The sequence below is a fragment of the Rhizobium sp. CRRU65 genome, from assembly GCF_048551595.1.
GTDB classification, from domain to species: domain Bacteria; phylum Pseudomonadota; class Alphaproteobacteria; order Rhizobiales; family Rhizobiaceae; genus Rhizobium; species Rhizobium leguminosarum_J.
Genome location: NZ_JBLYZH010000009.1, coordinates 94,975 through 111,549, shown reverse-complemented (window position 1 = coordinate 111,549; position 16,575 = coordinate 94,975). Strand labels below are relative to the sequence as shown.

The 16,575-nt window shown below is 62.2% G+C and carries 15 protein-coding genes; 14 read left to right on the top strand and 1 reads right to left on the bottom strand.

What is annotated here, in order from left to right:
• Nucleotide 1 precedes the first annotated feature (1 nt).
• From ACM5SV_RS19500 to ACM5SV_RS19465, 8 genes are all read left to right on the top strand, one after another.
• Nucleotides 2-1,381, top strand: a complete 1,380-nt coding sequence (locus tag ACM5SV_RS19500) for an amidohydrolase (RefSeq protein WP_419425353.1) — start codon at nucleotides 2-4, stop codon at nucleotides 1,379-1,381.
• A 26-nt stretch (nucleotides 1,382-1,407) separates the two neighbouring features.
• Nucleotides 1,408-2,505, top strand: a complete 1,098-nt coding sequence (locus ACM5SV_RS19495; RefSeq protein WP_222015372.1) for a BMP family ABC transporter substrate-binding protein — start codon at nucleotides 1,408-1,410, stop codon at nucleotides 2,503-2,505.
• Between the two features lie 3 nt (nucleotides 2,506-2,508).
• A complete protein-coding gene (locus ACM5SV_RS19490; protein WP_012760709.1) occupies nucleotides 2,509-4,029 on the top strand; it encodes an ABC transporter ATP-binding protein in 1,521 nt (506 codons plus the stop codon).
• Nucleotides 4,029-5,129 (top strand): ABC transporter permease, encoded by a 1,101-nt coding sequence (locus ACM5SV_RS19485; RefSeq protein ID WP_012760708.1) that lies wholly within the window; start codon nucleotides 4,029-4,031, stop codon nucleotides 5,127-5,129. Before ACM5SV_RS19490 ends, ACM5SV_RS19485 begins: the two co-directional genes overlap by 1 nt.
• Nucleotides 5,126-6,037, top strand: a complete 912-nt coding sequence (locus ACM5SV_RS19480) for an ABC transporter permease (RefSeq protein ID WP_128438951.1) — start codon at nucleotides 5,126-5,128, stop codon at nucleotides 6,035-6,037. Before ACM5SV_RS19485 ends, ACM5SV_RS19480 begins: the two co-directional genes overlap by 4 nt.
• Before the next feature lie 369 nt (nucleotides 6,038-6,406).
• A complete protein-coding gene (locus ACM5SV_RS19475) occupies nucleotides 6,407-7,720 on the top strand; it encodes a CmpA/NrtA family ABC transporter substrate-binding protein (RefSeq protein WP_113544896.1) in 1,314 nt (437 codons plus the stop codon).
• Nucleotides 7,721-7,776: 56 nt separating this feature from the next.
• Nucleotides 7,777-8,670, top strand: coding sequence for a nitrate ABC transporter permease (ntrB, locus tag ACM5SV_RS19470; RefSeq protein ID WP_113544895.1), 894 nt, complete (start codon nucleotides 7,777-7,779; stop codon nucleotides 8,668-8,670).
• 11 nt (nucleotides 8,671-8,681) lie between these two features.
• Nucleotides 8,682-9,479 carry an ABC transporter ATP-binding protein gene (locus tag ACM5SV_RS19465; RefSeq protein ID WP_128438949.1) on the top strand — a complete coding sequence of 266 codons (798 nt, stop codon included), beginning with the start codon at nucleotides 8,682-8,684 and terminating at the stop codon, nucleotides 9,477-9,479.
• Nucleotides 9,480-9,562: 83 nt separating this feature from the next.
• Here ACM5SV_RS19465 and ACM5SV_RS19460 read toward each other — a convergent pair whose 3' ends face one another.
• Nucleotides 9,563-10,237 (bottom strand): GntR family transcriptional regulator, encoded by a 675-nt coding sequence (locus ACM5SV_RS19460; protein WP_017997636.1) that lies wholly within the window; start codon nucleotides 10,235-10,237, stop codon nucleotides 9,563-9,565.
• 338 nt (nucleotides 10,238-10,575) lie between these two features.
• On the opposite strand from ACM5SV_RS19460, the gene ACM5SV_RS19455 reads away from it, so the two are divergent.
• From ACM5SV_RS19455 to atzD, 6 genes are read left to right on the top strand one after another with little or no spacing between them, the layout of a single operon-like run.
• Nucleotides 10,576-11,703, top strand: coding sequence for a BMP family ABC transporter substrate-binding protein (locus ACM5SV_RS19455; protein ID WP_128438948.1), 1,128 nt, complete (start codon nucleotides 10,576-10,578; stop codon nucleotides 11,701-11,703).
• A gap of 20 nt (nucleotides 11,704-11,723) precedes the next feature.
• Nucleotides 11,724-12,851 (top strand): ABC transporter permease, encoded by a 1,128-nt coding sequence (locus tag ACM5SV_RS19450; protein ID WP_128438947.1) that lies wholly within the window; start codon nucleotides 11,724-11,726, stop codon nucleotides 12,849-12,851.
• Nucleotides 12,851-13,777: an ABC transporter permease gene (locus ACM5SV_RS19445; RefSeq protein WP_017997633.1), complete on the top strand. Its 927-nt coding sequence runs from the start codon at nucleotides 12,851-12,853 to the stop codon at nucleotides 13,775-13,777. The genes ACM5SV_RS19450 and ACM5SV_RS19445 overlap by 1 nt, the downstream gene beginning before the upstream one ends.
• 12 nt (nucleotides 13,778-13,789) lie before the next feature.
• Nucleotides 13,790-14,806 (top strand): formamidase, encoded by a 1,017-nt coding sequence (locus ACM5SV_RS19440; RefSeq protein WP_221963212.1) that lies wholly within the window; start codon nucleotides 13,790-13,792, stop codon nucleotides 14,804-14,806.
• An 11-nt stretch (nucleotides 14,807-14,817) separates the two neighbouring features.
• Nucleotides 14,818-15,519 carry a cysteine hydrolase family protein gene (locus ACM5SV_RS19435; protein WP_128439019.1) on the top strand — a complete coding sequence of 234 codons (702 nt, stop codon included), beginning with the start codon at nucleotides 14,818-14,820 and terminating at the stop codon, nucleotides 15,517-15,519.
• Complete coding sequence (gene atzD, locus ACM5SV_RS19430) at nucleotides 15,519-16,574, top strand: cyanuric acid amidohydrolase (RefSeq protein ID WP_012760697.1); 1,056 nt, start codon at nucleotides 15,519-15,521, stop codon at nucleotides 16,572-16,574. Before ACM5SV_RS19435 ends, atzD begins: the two co-directional genes overlap by 1 nt.
• Nucleotide 16,575: the final 1 nt, after the last annotated feature.

Here is a 16,575-nt window from a genome sequence, read left to right as displayed (position 1 = left end):
CATGGCCGGCTACCTCCTGAAGAACTGTGCAGCCGTGATCGCCGACGAGGGCAAGGGGCCGGTCGTCCATCGCAATGTCGATCTGCTGACCAGCGGTCCGGCAATCGTGGCGATTGGCGAAAATCTCGAGGCGGACGCGCTGCCTGCCGGCACGACCGTTCAGGATGCCGCCGGCTGGTTTGTCTATCCGGGCCTCGTCAACACCCATCATCACTTCTTCCAGTGTTTTGTGCGCAACCGCGTTGATCTCGACTGGACGAAGCTCTCGGTGATCGAGTGGCTGGACCGCATCTACCCGATCTTTTCGCAACTCAACGAGGAATGCTTTTACCACGCCTCCGTCACGGCGATGGCCGAGATGGTCAAGCATGGCTGCACCACGGCCTTAGATCACCAATACAATTTCCCCCGGCACGCCGGAAAGCGGCTGATCGACCGGCAGTTCGAAGCAGCCGAACTGCTCGGCATGCGTTTCCATGCCGGCCGCGGCGGCAATACCCTGCCGAAGTCGGAAGGCTCGACTATCCCCAACGAGATGCTGGAAACGACCGACGAATTCATCGCCGACTGCGCACGGCTGATCGAGTCCTACCACGATACCAGCCCCTTCAGCATGCGCCAGGTGCTGGTCGCGCCGTGCCAGCCGGTGAACTGCTACCGAGAGACCTTCGTGGAATCGGTGGCATTGGCGCGTGATCGCGGCGTCATGATGCATACCCATGTCGGCGAAGGCGAAAGCCCGGTCATTCAGGCTCGCCATGGCATGCGCACGGTCGACTATCTCGAAGAACTCGGCTTTGCCGGGCCTGATACTTTCTATGCCCATTGCTGGGAACTGACACACGACGAACTCAGGAAGATGGCGGCCAGCGGCACCGGTGTGGCGCATTGCCCGGAACCGGTCTATCTGGTCGGCGCTGAGGTCACCGACATTCCCGCCATGGCCGCCTTCGGCCTGCGTGTCGGCCTCGGCTGCGACGGCGCGGCCTCCAACGACAACTCCAACCTGATGCACTGCCTGCATTCCGCCTACATGCTGCAATGCCTCGTCTCCTCCAGCCGTGCCCATCCCGTGCCGCCGCCGGTCGATTTTCTCGGCTACGGCACGGCAGGCGGCGCTAGCCTGCTCGGCCGGCGCGATATCGGCCGGCTCGCGCCCGGCATGGCTGCCGACCTGTTTGCGATCGACACTCGGCGTATGGATTATGTCGGCACGCGCCACGATCCGCTGAGCCTGATTGCCCGCGTCGGCATCGGCATGGCGACGGACATGACCATGATCAATGGCCGCGTCGTCTGGCAGAAGGGCGAATTTCCCGGGCTCGACGAAGCCAAGCTGGCCGCCGATGCCGAGGCCACACTATCCACCGTGCAATTTTAAAAAAACCAAAAGAGGGAACTGAGAACATGACCAAACTGACCCGCAGAAACCTGATGACGGCCGCTGCCGCCACCGGCCTTGCCGGCGTGCTCGGCAGCCGCCTTGCTTTGGCCGCCGACGAGCCGCTCGGCATCACGCTCGTCGTCCCGTCGCCGATCGGCGACGTTGGCTGGGGGCATGCGCTTGCCGCCGGTCTCGAGCCGATCAAGGCCGCTTACGGCGACAAGGTAAAGGTCACCGTGCTTGAGAATATCGCGGAAGGCCCGGACGCCGACCGCATCATGAACAAGACCGTCGCCGACGGAAACAAATTCCTGATCGCCGGCTCTTTCGGCTATCAGAACGGCGCCTTGCAGATCGCCCGCCGCGATCCAAGCGTCACGGTCCTGCACGCCTCCGGCTTCCAGGTCGCTCCGAACTTCTCGCCCTTCGCCGCCAAGTATTTCCAAGGTACCTATCTGCTCGGCATGGCTGCCGCAGCACTTTCCAAGACCGGCAAGCTTGGCTCTGTCTCCGCCTTCGCCATTCCCGAACTCATCACGTCCATCAACGCCTTCACCCTCGGCGCCCAAGCCGTCAAGCCCGACATCGAGGTCTCGGTGGTCTGGGTGAACTCATGGTTCGACCCGGCCAAGGAGCAGGAAGCCGCCAAAGCCCTAATCGCGCAGAAATGCGACGTGATCTTCTCCAACGCCCAGGACACGCCGTCTGTGATCTCGGCCTGCGAGGAAGCCGGCGTCTACGCCTTCAACCTCAACTCCTCGATGAAGAAGTACGCACCGAAAACCTATCTCGGATGCATCTCGACGGACTGGTCGCCGTTCTTCAAGGCATCGGTCGACGCCCACCTTGCCGGCGCTTTCAAGGGCGCCAATGCGTTCCTCGGCGTCGCCGACAAGGTCGTCGAAGTGGTCGACTGGAATGCGGATGTTCCGGCTGACGTGATGACCAAGATCAAGGAGATCGAGGCAAAGGTTGCCGACGGCAGCTTCTCGCCCTTCACCGGGCCGATCGCCAAGGCCGACGGCAGCGAAGGTGTCGCATCCGGTGCAACCATGGCCGACCCCGAGATCATCGCCATGAACTGGCACGTCAAGGGCGTCTCCACGCCGCTGCCGAAATAAGTCATGACCACCCCGCTCCTGTCGCTGCGCGGCATTTCGAAGAGCTACGGCCAGATCCATGCCAATCAGGCCATCGATCTGGACGTGGCGCCGCAATCGATCCATGCGATCCTCGGAGAAAACGGGGCGGGAAAATCGACGCTGATGAAACTGATCTACGGCGTCGAGCAACCGGATGACGGTGAGGTCATCTGGGAAGGAAACTCTTTGCGCCTCGCCTCCCCCGCCGAGGCGAGGCGCAACGGCATCGGCATGGTCTTCCAGCACTTCTCGCTGTTCGAGACCCTGACCGTCCTGGAGAATATTCGGCTGGTCGTGCCGGGCCGCAAGGCTGAGCTCAAGGAACGCATTCGGACGCTCGGACGGGAATTCGGCCTCGAAGTCGACCCGCTCGCCCATGTGCATGCGCTGTCCGTCGGCGAGCGGCAGCGGGTGGAGATCATCCGAAGCCTGATGACCAATCCGAAGCTGCTGATCCTCGACGAGCCCACCTCCGTCCTGCCGCCGCAACTGGTGGAGAAGCTCTTCGACACACTGCGCCGGCTGCGCGACGGCGGCGTTTCCATCCTGTTGATCTCCCACAAGCTCGAGGAAATCCGGGCGATCTGTGACCGGGCGACGATCCTGCGCGGCGGACGGGTGACCGGAGATGTCGACCCGCGCGAGCATGATGCCCATGACCTTGCCCGCATGATGATCGGCCGTGAGATGCCGGCGCCCATCTCGGCCCTGCCACTGTCCGGCGGGGAAAAGCGGCTGGAGATCATTGGGTTGGATTATCAGCCCGACGATCCCTTCGCGGTGCCGCTCTCCGGCATCAGCCTCGAGGTGCGTGCCGGAGAGATCCTAGGGATCGCCGGTATTTCGGGCAACGGCCAAGGCGAGCTTGCCGCGTTGATTTCAGGCGAGACGGTGCTGGGGCGTGACCAACGCGACCGGATCTACATGATGGAGATGGATGTCGGCAGGCTCGATGCCGCCGCGCGGCGAACGCTCGGATTTGCCTTCGTTCCGGAAGACCGGCTCGGACGCGGCGCGGTGCCCGAAATGTCGCTCGTCCTCAACAGCCTGCTGACGGCTCATCCGCTCAAGCTTTTGCGGCACGGTCTCGTCGACAAAGCGCGTGCGTTGGCGTTCACCCATGATTGCATCCGTCAGAATGATGTCCGCACGCCCGGCCCGGATGCCGAAGCCGGCACTCTATCGGGCGGCAATCTGCAGAAGTTCATCGTCGGCCGCGAAATCATGCTGTCTCCCAAATTGCTTTTCCTGGCGCAGCCGACCTGGGGCGTCGATATCGGCGCCGCATCCGCCATCCGCAGCCGTCTGGTCGCATTGCGCAATCAGGGCATGGCGATCCTCGTCATTTCCGAGGAGCTGGAGGAATTGTTCGAGCTCTGCGATTCCATCCAGGTGCTGCATCACGGCCGGCTAAGCCCGCCGCTCGCAACGCGGGACACGAAGCCCGAGGAGATCGGCCGACACATGATCGGGGCACAAGCCTCGCCCGAGAAAGTCCAGTGATGAGTGCTTGGTCCCTTGCTTTCGTTCCCACCCTGGTCCGCCGGGAGCGCGCTTCGCTTGCCGCGACCTTGCTCGCGCCCGTCATAGCACTTGTCATAGCGGTCGCGCTCAACCTCGGACTTTACATTTTGATGGGCCGTGACCCTGTCGCGGTCATTTATGCGATGCTCTTCGAGCCCTTCCTTTCCTGGGCCTCATTTTCGGAAGTGCTGCTAAAAGCAGGCCCGCTCCTTCTGATCGCACAGGGACTGGCGATCGGCTTTCGCGCCAAGGTCTTCAACATCGGCGCCGAAGGCCAATTCATTCTCGGCGCGATCTTCGCCTCTGCCATTCCGGTCTGGTTTCCGCAGGCGACGGGCCAGTGGATCTGGCCGGCGATGCTGCTGCTCGGCGCCATCGGCGGCGCACTTTGGGCTTCTCTCACCGCCTTCTGGCGCGTGCGCCTCAACGCCAACGAGATTCTCGTTTCCCTGATGCTGAGCCTCGTCGCGGCGCAGCTGCTGAACTATCTGCTGCTCGGCCCCTGGAAGGATCCGAACGGCTTCAACTTCCCCCAGTCGGTGATGTTCCAGTACGATGCGATGGTACCGACCCTGATTGCCGGTACCCGCGTCAATGTTTCGTTCCTCATCACGCTCGCTTTGTCGGTTGCGGCCTGGGTCTTCATGCAGAGGAGCTTCATCGGTTACAAGCTGCAAGTCGGCGGTCTGGCGCCGCGAGCTGCCGGCTATGCCGGCTTTAAGGAAGGGTGGGCGATCTGGCTTTCGCTGCTGATCGGCGGTTTTGCAGCCGGTCTTGCGGGGGCCGCCGAAGTCGCCGGTCCGCTCGGCCAGCTGCAGCGTTCGGTCGCGAGCGGCTATGGCTATGCGGCCATCATCGTCGCCTATCTCGGTGGCCTGCATCCGATCGGCATCGTGATCTCGGCGCTGGTCATGGCGGTCATCTATATCGGCGGCGACAATGCCATGGTCTCGGCCAACCTGCCGATCGCCGCCGTCCGTGTCTTCCAGGGCAGTCTGCTGCTCACTTACCTGATTGCCGTCGCCTTCGTGCGCTATCGCCTTGAATGGCGCCGCGCCGCCCACCGGAGCCCATCATGAACGCCATCGAGTTCATTCTTGCCGGCATGCTCGCGGCTGCGACACCGTTTCTTCTGGCAGCCCTTGGCGAGCTGGTGGCCGAGCGCGCCGGCGTCCTCAACCTCGGGGTCGAGGGATTGATGGCCTTCGGTGCCGTGCTCGCCTTCATTATCGTCTACCAGGGCGGCGGACATCTCCTGGGTTTCGTCGTCGCCGGGCTCGGCAGCGCGGTCCTTTCGCTGCTCTTCGCCGTCGTCACGCTGGGTTTCCGGGCAAACCAGGTGGCGGCGGGGCTTGCCATCGGCATTCTCGGCCAGGGCCTTTCCGCGCTTTTCGGCAAGACCTATGAAAGCCTCACGGTCAGGGGACTGCCGAAGCTTGGCCTTCCCGGGCTTTCGGAACTGCCGGTTGTCGGCGGCCTGTTCGTCCAGGACATCGTCGTGTGGATTTCACTCGCCGCGACCCTCGCTTTGTGGGCCATATTTGCCTACACCAAGCTTGGCCTCATCGTCCGCGCCGTCGGCGAGAATCCCAAGGCCGCTCACGCCATCGGCTATTCGGTAATCTCAGTCCGCGTCCTCGCCATCGCCTTCGGCGGCGCGATGGCCGGCTTCGCCGGCGCCTATGCGTCGGTGGTCTATACACCACTCTGGGCCGATGGGATGATTGCCGGGCGCGGCTGGATCGCGATTGCCCTCGTCGTCTTCGGGACTTGGCTCACCGGCCGTATCTTCCTCGGCGCCTGCCTGTTCGGCGCAGTCTCGCTGATGGGGCTTGCAGCCCAGGCAACCGGACTGGACGTTCCCTCGCAACTGCTCTCGAGCCTGCCATATCTGGTCACGATCATCGTGCTCGGCATCATCTCCGCCGACCGCCGCCTGTTGAAACTGAACGGCGTCGCTTCGCTCGGCGAGCCATTCGAGCGGTAGTCTTCGGTGTTGCGGGACAGCGCGGCGCGCGTGCGCTGCACAAATAGGCGCTCTCACGACCGCGCACATAGCAGCAGTCGCACAAAACCTCGGCACAAAGCAAGCATGCCTAAAGTATAGGCACTCGCGAATTCTTCGGGTTTCTCTTTTTACTTCAAGCTGTTACCAGCATCCTGCAGAACTGGCACGCCGATTGCAGGTTCAGATACGCATCGGTCAACGGCGACCGGTGCGGATAGGCGCGGCATAAGCGCCTACAATAGACACCGACGTCGCAAGGTTTTTGCTCCGGGATTCTCCCATCCCCTGGACGCAATTTCCGGCGGCGTTTTTTTGTGTCCAAATTCAGCCAGCAGAGGGAACCTGCGCATGACTAAGAATTTGCAGACTGGGATTTCGACAACCGGCATTACCCGCCGCAGCATGCTCAAGACGACTGCAGCGGCTGCCCTCATCGGCGCTGTCAAGACGGCCTTTCCATCCGGCGCCTTCGCAGCCGGAGCAGGCCCTGAGGTGAAGGGCGTCAAGCTCGGTTTTATCGCTCTCACCGATTCCGCGCCGCTGATCATCGCCAAGGAAAAGGGCTTTTTCGACAAGCATGGCCTTCCGGAAACGGATGTGGCCAAACAGGCCTCCTGGGGTGCGACCCGCGACAACCTCGTGCTGGGTGGCGCCGCAAACGGCATCGACGGTGCGCATATCCTGTCGCCGCTCCCCTATCTCATGCATACCGGCAAGGTGACGCAGAACAATAAGCCGGTGCCGATGGCAATCCTCGCCCGGCTCAACCTCGACAGCCAGGGCATTTCCGTCGCCAAGGAATATGCCGACACCGGCGTGCAGCTCGATTCCTCCAAGCTGAAGGCGGCATTCGAGAAGAAGAAGGCGGAGGGCAAGGAGATCAAGGCCGCCATGACCTTCCCGGGCGGCACCCATGACCTCTGGATCCGCTACTGGCTCGCCGCTGGCGGTATTGATCCGAACAAGGACGTTTCGACCATCGTCGTGCCGCCGCCGCAGATGGTTGCCAACATGAAGGTCGGCAACATGGACGTCTTCTGTGTCGGCGAACCGTGGAATGAGCAGCTCGTCAACCAGGGCATCGGCTTTACCGCAGCCACCACCGGCGAGCTCTGGAAGGGTCATCCTGAGAAGGCGCTCGGACTGCGCGCCGAATGGATCGAAAAGAATCCCAATGCTGCCAAGGCCCTGCTGATGGCTGTCATGGAGGCGCAGCAGTGGTGCGAAAGCATGGACAACAAGGCGGAGATGGCTGACATTCTCGGCAAGCGCCAATGGTTCAACGTTCCGACCAAGGACGTGCTCGGCCGCCTCAAGGGCGACATCAATTATGGCAATGGCCGCGAGGTCAAGGCCACCGACCTCTATATGAAGTTCTGGAAAGACGGCGCCTCCTATCCGTTCAAGAGCCACGACACATGGTTCATGACGGAAAACATCCGTTGGGGAAATCTGCCGGCGAGCACCGACATCAAGGCGCTGGTCAACCAGGTGAACCGTGAAGACATCTGGCGCGAGGCCGCCAAGGATCTCGGCGTCGCGGCGGCCGATATCCCCGCATCGTCTTCTCGCGGCAAGGAGACTTTCTTCGACGGCAAGGTCTTCGACCCTGAAAATCCTTCGGCCTATCTCGACAGCCTTTCGATCAAGGCTGTCTCCTGACCCGCTCCGGCGCGCAACGGGCGCGCCGGCCTTTCATTCCCGTGAGGAGCGCGTTGATGTCCGCCCTGGCAAATAAAGAAATTCCCTCAACGTCTGCCTCCGCCAAGCTGGCGGCAAAGGTTCTGCCATTTTCCGGCAAGCATGGATCGCGGATCGATTTTCGTCGAGCGGCACTGACCGCACTTCGCAACGTCGTTCCGCCAGTCGTCGTGCTGGCACTCATCCTGCTCGTCTGGCAGGTGCTCTGTTCATCGGCGGATGCCTCTTTACCCTCGCCGCATCGGGTCTGGCTGGATAGTTATGACCTGATCGCCTATCCGTTTTTCAACTACGGCTCCCAGGATATCGGGCTCGGCTGGCGCGTGCTCATTTCGCTGCAGCGCGTTCTCTATGGCTTTGGGCTTGCCGCGGTTACGGGCGTCATCATCGGTGCGATCATCGGGCAGTCGATCTGGGCAATGCGTGGCCTCGATCCGATCTTCCAGGTGCTGCGTACGGTTCCACCGCTCGCCTGGCTGCCGCTGTCGCTCGCAGCCTTCCAGGATTCCAATCCTTCGGCGATCTTCGTGATCTTCATCACTTCGATCTGGCCGGTGATCATCAACACCGCCGTTGGCGTCCGCAATATCCCGCAGGATTACCGCAACGTCGCCGAGGTGCTGCGTCTCAACCAGTTCGAGTTTTTCTGGAAGATCATGTTGCCTTCGGCAGCGCCTTACATCTTCACAGGCCTCAGGATCGGCGTCGGCCTCTCCTGGCTCGCCATCGTCGCGGCCGAAATGCTGACGGGCGGCGTCGGCATCGGCTTCTTCATCTGGGACGCATGGAACTCGTCGCGCCTTCCGGACATCATCGTCGCGCTCGCCTATATCGGCATCGTCGGCTTCGCCCTCGACAAGCTGGTGGCAGCACTCGGCAAACTCATCACCCGCGGCGCCATGGCCAACTGAGGAACGCCCCTATGAACGCCTATCTGAAGCTTGATCATATCGACAAACACTTCGATCGGGGCGGCGTGCGCGCCGAGGTGCTGAAGGACATCAACCTGACGATTTCCGCGGGCGAATTCGTCTCGATCATCGGCCATTCGGGCTGCGGCAAATCCACCCTGCTCAACCTCATCGCCGGCCTGACTCCGGTATCGGCAGGCGCCGTGCTCCTTGAAAACCGTGAGGTCAACGGGCCCGGTCCGGAGCGCGCCGTCGTCTTCCAGAACCACTCGCTGCTGCCCTGGTTGACGGTCTACGAGAACGTCAATCTCGCCGTCTCCAAACTCTTCAGCCGAACAAAGACCAAATCCGAGCGGCATGACTGGGTCATGGCCAACCTCGACCTCGTGCAGATGGCGCATGCGAGGGATAAGCGGCCTTCGGAAATTTCAGGCGGCATGAAACAACGCGTCGGCATTGCCCGCGCGCTTTCAATGGAGCCGAAGATCCTGCTGCTCGACGAGCCCTTCGGCGCGCTCGATGCGCTGACCCGCGCCCATCTTCAGGATGCGGTGATGGAGATCCACGCTCGCCTCGGCAACACCATGGTGATGATCACCCATGACGTCGATGAAGCGGTGCTGCTGTCCGATCGCATCGTGATGATGACCAACGGTCCGGCGGCCCGCATCGGCGAAGTGCTCGATGTGACCATGCCCCGCCCCCGCAATCGCATCGAACTCGCCTCCGACCGGACCTATCTCAAATGCCGTGAAGCCGTGCTGAAGTTCCTCTACGAACGTCACCGCTTCATCGAAGCGGCGGAGTAGAGACCGGGGACATAACCTCGGCGTTTACCGGCCGTGGTCTTTTCGCCTTCGTAGCGGCGCGTGATTTCAGGCGTCGCGCCTCTTTACTCCCCGGGCGTTGCAAAGACCGCGCTGGCATCGCTGACAATTTCCACATGGGAATATGCCGCCTGCCCGGCGGCGGCGGCGTCCGCGCGCATGATCGCGGTGACGATCCGGCCGTGCTCCTCATAGGATTTTGCCAGGCGCCCGGGCAGACGGAACTGCGCCCGCCGAAAGGGCGCGAGGCGCGCCCGCGTCTGCGTGACCATCTCGAAGACATGATCATTGTGCGCGCCGCGATAAAGCCGGGTGTGAAAGTCGGTATTGTGAGCCGAATATTCTTCTTCCGCACCGGCATGCACGAGCCTCACCGATTCCCGATGCTCCAGCTCCAGCGCGCGCCGCTCATCGACCGTCATACGCTCGGCCGAGAGCCTGGCGCAGATCGCTTCGAGTTCGGCCATCGCTTCGAACATCGAATGCAGATAAGCCTCGGTGACATTGGTCACGACGGCACTGCGGTTCGGCTCGCGCGCAATCAATCCCATGGCGCCCAGCTCACGCAGAGCCTCGCGTACCGGCGTGCGCGAAACGTCAAAACGAACCGCGAGCGACACCTCGTCCAATTTCGCGCCAGGCAGGATTTCCCCCGTGACGATCATGTCGGCAATCGCTCGCACCATCTGTTCGACGGTGGTTCCGGTACGGATCACTTCTCTGCGCCTGGTCTGCTTCACGATACGAATCTGCTCACGTCAACATTCTGCATACAGATGCGGTTCGAGACTCGATAAGTCAAATCTAGTGGCGAAGATATTGTTAAATTTTCGCTTTCCGATGCACGAGCACCTCAGGCAATCCGAATTTATGCCAATCGCGCAGTAACAATGAACAAGAAATATCTATTGATTACTTTTTACGCAAAGATTCGATCAATCTGCATGCACTTTGCAATGCACAGATCTTGCTGGGGCGGATAAACTATAAAAAACAATAGATTAATTTCTGGCACATGCATTGCATGCACTTTTCTGTACCCGTTCGCAACCGGCCCAGCGCCGCAAGGAGCATTCCGATGACCAAACTCCTTTCCATGAACCGCCGTAATTTCCTCCAGGCTTCCGCTGCCGGTGCGCTTGCCGGCGCCATGCCCGGCCTGATCGCCTCCTCCGCCGCAGCCCAAACAGCGCTGACCGTGGGCTTCATCTATGTCGGTCCTAAGGACGACTACGGCTACAACCAGGCGCATGCGGAAGGTGCAGCCGTGGTCAAGGCGCTATCGGGCGTGACGCTGGTCGAAGAAGAGAATGTGCCGGAAACCGTCGACGTCCAGAAGACGATGGAATCCATGATCAACCTGGATGGCGCGACCCTGCTCTTTCCGACCTCCTTCGGCTACTTCGACCCGCACATGCTGGCCGTGGCCGCCAAACATCCCGACATCCAGTTCCGCCACTGCGGCGGCCTCTGGCAGGAGGGCAAGAACCCGGCGAACACCGGCTCCTATTTCGGCTATATCTTCCAGGGCCAGTATCTGAACGGCATTGCCGCCGGCCATGCGACGAAGAGCAAGAAGATCGGCTTCGTCGCCGCCAAGCCGATCCCGCAGGTCCTGCAGAATATCAACGCCTTCCTGCTTGGAGCGCGCGCAGTCGATCCTGGTATCACCTGCCAGGTGATCTTCACCGGCGAATGGTCGCTCGCCGTCAAGGAGGCCGAAGCCACCAACGCCTTGGTCGACCAGGGCGTCGACGTCATCACCTGCCACGTCGACAGCCCCAAAGTGGTCGTCGAGACGGCCGCCGGCCGCGGCGCCTTCGTCTGCGGCTATCACGCCAACCAGAGCCCGCTTGCTCCGGAAAAATACCTGACCGGCGCCGAATGGGCCTGGGGGAACGTCTACAGCGACTTCGTCAAGAAGGCGCAGGCCGGCGAAAAGCTCGGCAACTTCGTGCGCGGCGGCCTGAAGGACGGCTTCGTGAAGATGAGCGCGCTCGGTCCCGCCGTGTCGGCAGAGGGCCGCAAGGCCTTCGAAGCCACGCAGGCTGAGATGATGAAGGGCGGCTTCTCGGTCTTCAAGGGACCGTTGAAGGACAATAAGGGCGACACCGTCGTGGCTGCCGACAAGAGCTACGCCGAAGACGCGATCGAGCTCGAGAGCATGAATTATCTGGTCGAGGGCGTCGTCGGGTCCACGGCATAAACCGCGAAGGGAGAAGCGCCATGACCATCGAGGCCAATGATCCCGCAATAGCCATCACGGAAAAACCGGTGTCGCTGCGCCCCATCTTCGAATGGATCGCGCGGCGAGCCGAGCCTGTTGTCATCGGCCTCGCGGCCATCCTGATCGGTCTTGCGCTCTTCTCCCTCTTCATCCTGGCGGTCGGCAAGTCGCCGGCCACCCTCTTCCAACTGATGTATACCGGCGGTTTCGGCAGCTGGTTTTCGGTGCAGAACAGCTTAAGTCGTGCCGCACCCCTTCTCCTGACGGCACTCTGCGTCGCCCTGCCCGCCCGCCTCGGCCTCGTCATCATCGGCGGGGAAGGAGCGGTCGTGCTGGGCGGCGTTGCCGCCGCAGCCATGGCTCTGCCGCTCGCCGGCACCGCGCCTGTTTTCCTCACTCTCATTCTGATGGCAATCGCTGCCATGGTGGTCGGCGGCATCTGGATCGGCCTTGCCGGTTTCCTGCGGCACTATCGCGGCGTCAATGAAACCATTTCGTCGCTGCTGCTCTCCTATATCGCCATCGCCCTGATGAACCAGTTTGTCGAAGGGGTGCTGCGCGATCCTGCAAGCCTCAACAAGCCGTCGACCAGGCCGCTGCCGGCGGACTACATGCTCGGCAACATTCCCGGCATGGACGTGCATTGGGGCCTCGTCATCGGCATCCTCGCCTGCATGATCTCCTGGATCGTGATCGAGGCGACGAGCTATGGTTTTGCCGCCCGCATCGCCGGCGGCAACGTGCGCGCCGCGCAGATCCAGGGGCTGCCGGTGGGCAAGCTGATTGCCGGATTTACCGCGCTTGCCGGCAGCTTTGCCGGTCTGGCGGGCATGATCGAAGTGGCGGCGGTGCAGGGAAGTGCCAACGCCTCGCTTGCCGCCGGCTACGGTTATACCGGTATCCTCGTCGCCTTCCTCGCCAGGCACAATCCGCTGGCGATCATTCCGGTCGCGATCCTGCTCGGTGGCATCGACGCCTCGGGCGGCCTCATCCAGCGGCGCATGGGCCTGCCGGATGCTACGGTTCTGGTGCTGCAGGGGACGCTCTTCATCGTCATTCTCTTCTGCGAGACCTTCTACGGCCGCTTCAAGATCTTCAATCCCGACCTCTGGAAAAGGAGCCTCTGATGGAAGAGACAGGCATCGGCATCTGGGGCGTGCCGCTGGCGATCTTCGCCGGCGCCATCCGCGTTTCCACGCCCTTCATCTTCGTCAGCCTCGGCGAGACGATCACGGAACGCTCCGGCCGCATCAATCTTGGCCTCGAAGGCACGCTCGTCTTCGGCGCCATGACGGCCTATGCGGTGGCCGTCATGACTGGCTCCCCGACCCTCGGCGTGCTGGCCGCAATGGTGGCGGGCGCGACCTTCGGCCTTATACACGGCTGGATCTGCAAATTCCCCAAGGTCAACGACATCGCCATCGGCATTGCCATGATGCAGTTCGGTCTCGGCATGGCGTTCTTCCTCGGCAAATCCTTCATCCAGCCGGTGGCGCCGAAACTGCCCTCGATCCCGCTCGGCGGCTGGTCGAGCACTCCGCAAGTCCAGGCGGCGCTCAATATCAACGTGCTGTTCTTCATCGGCGCGGCACTTGCCCTCTTCCTGTTCTGGGCCTTCAAGAATACCCGCATCGGCCTGATCCTGCGCGTCGTCGGCGACAGCACCGACGCGGCCCGGGCCATGGGCATCCATCCGGACCGGGTTCGCTTGCTGGCAACGGCAGTGGGCGGTTCGCTGGCGGCAATCGGCGGCGCCTATCTCTCGCTCTACTATCCGGGCTCCTGGAACGAAGGCATCTCGTCGGGTCAGGGCCTGATGGCGGTGGCTCTCGTCATCTTCGCTCGCTGGAATCCGATCGGCTGCTTTCTCGCTGCCCTGCTTTTCGGCGGTGCTGGCGCGCTCGGCCCGGCGCTGCAATCGGTCGGCGTCACGCAAGGCTACTACCTTTTTTACGCCGCGCCTTACGTGCTCACCCTCATCATCCTGATCGCCACCTCCTCGCCCACCCGTTCGCTCGCCGGTGCGCCGGGTGCGCTCTCGCTCACGAAATAACGGAGCCTTTCGATGAACGGACTTGGCGGTCTCAACAAATCCGAACACGGCGTCGGTATCGGCCTGGTGCAGCTCCAGCTGCCGGTGACCGTTACCAAAGCGGACTTGGCAAAACAGACGCAGGTGATCGTCGATCTGGTGGCCAAAGCGCGGCGCAACCAGCCGGGCATGGACCTCGTCGTCTTTCCCGAATACGCGCTGCATGGCCTTTCCATGGACATCAATCCGGAGATCATGTGCACGCTCGACGGGCCGGAGGTCGCGGCCTTCAAGCAGGCCTGCAGGGACAACCGGATCTGGGGCTGCTTCTCGATCATGGAGCTGAACCTTGGCGCCATGCCCTACAACTCCGGCATCGTCATCGACGATCAGGGCGAGTTGAAGCTCTATTACCGCAAGATGCATCCCTGGATCCCCGTCGAGCCCTGGGAGCCCGGCGATCTTGGCATCCCTGTCATCGAGGGCCCGCGGGGCGCGAAGCTCGCTCTGATCATCTGCCATGACGGCATGTTCCCGGAGATGGCGCGCGAATGCGCCTACAAGGGCGCCGAAATCATGATCCGCACGGCCGGCTACACGGCGCCGATCCGCGATGCCTGGCGCTTCACCAATCAGGCCAACGCCTTCTGCAATCTGATTGTCACCGCAAATGTCTGCATGTGCGGCTCGGACGGCACGTTCGATTCCATGGGTGAAGGCATGATCTGCAATTTCGACGGCACGATCATCGCCCACGGCACTTCCGGCCGCGTCAACGAGATCATCACCGCCGAGGTGCGGCCTGATCTGGTGCGCGAGGCCCGGCTCGGCTGGGGCGTCGAGAACAACATCTACCAGTTCGGCCATCGCGGCTATGTCGCCGTCGCCGGCGGCGCTCAGGATGCGCCCTACACCTACATGCACGACCTCATCGCCGGCAAATACCGCCTGCCATGGGAAGACGAAATAGAGGTCAAGGACGGCACGTCCTGCGGATTTGACAAGCCGATGCGCCGCTACGGCGAACCCCTCAAACCTGCCGCGGAATAGGAGAGAGAATGATGGACGCGATGGTCGACACCAAAGGGCATTTTATCGACGCCGATCCCTATCCGTGGCCCTATAACGGCGCTCTGCGGCCAGACAATACCGCCCTCATCATCATCGACATGCAGACCGATTTCTGCGGCAAGGGTGGCTATGTCGACCATATGGGCTACGACCTGTCGCTGGTGCAGGCGCCGATCGAACCCATCAAACGTGTGCTGGCCGCCATGCGGGCCAAGGGCTATCACATCATCCATACCCGCGAGGGCCATCGCCCCGACCTTGCCGATCTGCCGGCCAACAAACGCTGGCGCTCGCAGCGGATCGGCGCCGGCATCGGTGATGCCGGCCCCTGCGGCCGAATCCTGACGCGTGGCGAACCGGGCTGGGACATCATCCCCGAACTCTACCCGATCGAAGGCGAGACGATCATCGACAAGCCCGGCAAGGGTTCGTTCTGCGCCACCGACCTCGAACTCATCCTCAACCAGAAGCGCATCGAGAACATTATCCTCACGGGGATCACCACCGATGTCTGCGTTTCGACGACGATGCGCGAGGCAAACGACCGCGGCTACGAATGCCTACTTCTGGAGGACTGCTGCGGTGCGACCGACTACGGAAACCACCTCGCCGCGATCAAGATGGTGAAGATGCAGGGCGGCGTCTTCGGCTCGGTCTCCAATTCCGCGGCTCTAGTCGAGGCGCTGCCCTGATGCCGTCATTGCGTGCCCATGTCTTTCGCGTGCCAGCCGACGGCCCCGATGACGTTGCCGGCGTCGAGGCGCTCTTTGCCAGCGGCCTTCAGGCGAACAACGTCGTCGCCGTTCTCGGCAAGACGGAAGGCAACGGCTGCGTCAATGATTTTACCCGCGGTTATGCCACCCGCAGCTTCGAGACATTGTTCAGTAGATATGGCGTCGACGGCGTCTCGATCATCATGTCCGGCGGCACCGAGGGGGCGCTCTCGCCGCATTGGACGGTTTTTGCGCGTGAAACCGTAGAAACCCCGGGCGAACGGGCGCTGGCCATTGGTGTGTCGCGTACCCCCGCGCTGCCCCCCGAACATCTCGGGCGCCGGGAACAGATCCTGCTCGTTGCCGAAGGCGTGAAGTCCGCGATGAGGGATGCCGGCATCGATGATCCCGCCGATGTCCATTTCGTGCAGATCAAGTGTCCCCTGCTCACCTCGCGCCGGATTGCCGAGGCCGAGGCAGCAGGCAGGACGGTCGCAACCCACGACACGCTGAAATCCATGGGCCTCTCGCGCGGCGCTTCGGCTCTCGGCGTCGCCGTGGCACTCGGCGAGATAGATGCGACATCGATCGGCGATGCCGACATCTGCACACGTTTCGATCTCTTTTCCCGCTGCGCCTCAACCTCGTCCGGGGGCGAACTCACCGATCACGAAATCATCGTCCTCGGCATGAGCGCAAAATGGTCCGGTCCGCTGTCGATCGACCACGCGGTCATGCTGGATGCGATCGACGCGCATTCCGTCAGGAAAGCCCGCGAACGCCTGCCGGAAAACAGCCGGCTGGCGGCGGTTCTCGCCAAGGCCGAGCCGGACCCGTCCGGCAGGATCGACGGCAGGCGCCACACGATGCTCGATGACTCGGATATTGCAGGCACCCGCCATGCCCGTGCCTTCGTCGGCGGCGTTCTCGCCGGCATCTTCGGCATTACCGATCTCTATGTGTCCGGCGGCGCCGAACACCAGGGTCCGCCCGGCGGCGGTCCCGTCGCCATCATCGTCGAAAAGGAGCAATGAA

Bases quoted from the DNA above. Each gene is read 5' to 3' on its own strand.
- ACM5SV_RS19500 (WP_419425353.1), top strand. From the start codon at position 2: ATGGCCGGCTACCTCCTGAAGAACTGTGCAGCCGTGATCGCCGACGAG.
- ACM5SV_RS19495 (WP_222015372.1), top strand. From the start codon at position 1,408: ATGACCAAACTGACCCGCAGAAACCTGATGACGGCCGCTGCCGCCACC.
- ACM5SV_RS19490 (WP_012760709.1), top strand. From the start codon at position 2,509: ATGACCACCCCGCTCCTGTCGCTGCGCGGCATTTCGAAGAGCTACGGC.
- ACM5SV_RS19485 (WP_012760708.1), top strand. From the start codon at position 4,029: ATGAGTGCTTGGTCCCTTGCTTTCGTTCCCACCCTGGTCCGCCGGGAG.
- ACM5SV_RS19480 (WP_128438951.1), top strand. From the start codon at position 5,126: ATGAACGCCATCGAGTTCATTCTTGCCGGCATGCTCGCGGCTGCGACA.
- ACM5SV_RS19475 (WP_113544896.1), top strand. From the start codon at position 6,407: ATGACTAAGAATTTGCAGACTGGGATTTCGACAACCGGCATTACCCGC.
- ntrB (WP_113544895.1), top strand. From the start codon at position 7,777: ATGTCCGCCCTGGCAAATAAAGAAATTCCCTCAACGTCTGCCTCCGCC.
- ACM5SV_RS19465 (WP_128438949.1), top strand. From the start codon at position 8,682: ATGAACGCCTATCTGAAGCTTGATCATATCGACAAACACTTCGATCGG.
- ACM5SV_RS19455 (WP_128438948.1), top strand. From the start codon at position 10,576: ATGACCAAACTCCTTTCCATGAACCGCCGTAATTTCCTCCAGGCTTCC.
- ACM5SV_RS19450 (WP_128438947.1), top strand. From the start codon at position 11,724: ATGACCATCGAGGCCAATGATCCCGCAATAGCCATCACGGAAAAACCG.
- ACM5SV_RS19445 (WP_017997633.1), top strand. From the start codon at position 12,851: ATGGAAGAGACAGGCATCGGCATCTGGGGCGTGCCGCTGGCGATCTTC.
- ACM5SV_RS19440 (WP_221963212.1), top strand. From the start codon at position 13,790: ATGAACGGACTTGGCGGTCTCAACAAATCCGAACACGGCGTCGGTATC.
- ACM5SV_RS19435 (WP_128439019.1), top strand. From the start codon at position 14,818: ATGGACGCGATGGTCGACACCAAAGGGCATTTTATCGACGCCGATCCC.
- atzD (WP_012760697.1), top strand. From the start codon at position 15,519: ATGCCGTCATTGCGTGCCCATGTCTTTCGCGTGCCAGCCGACGGCCCC.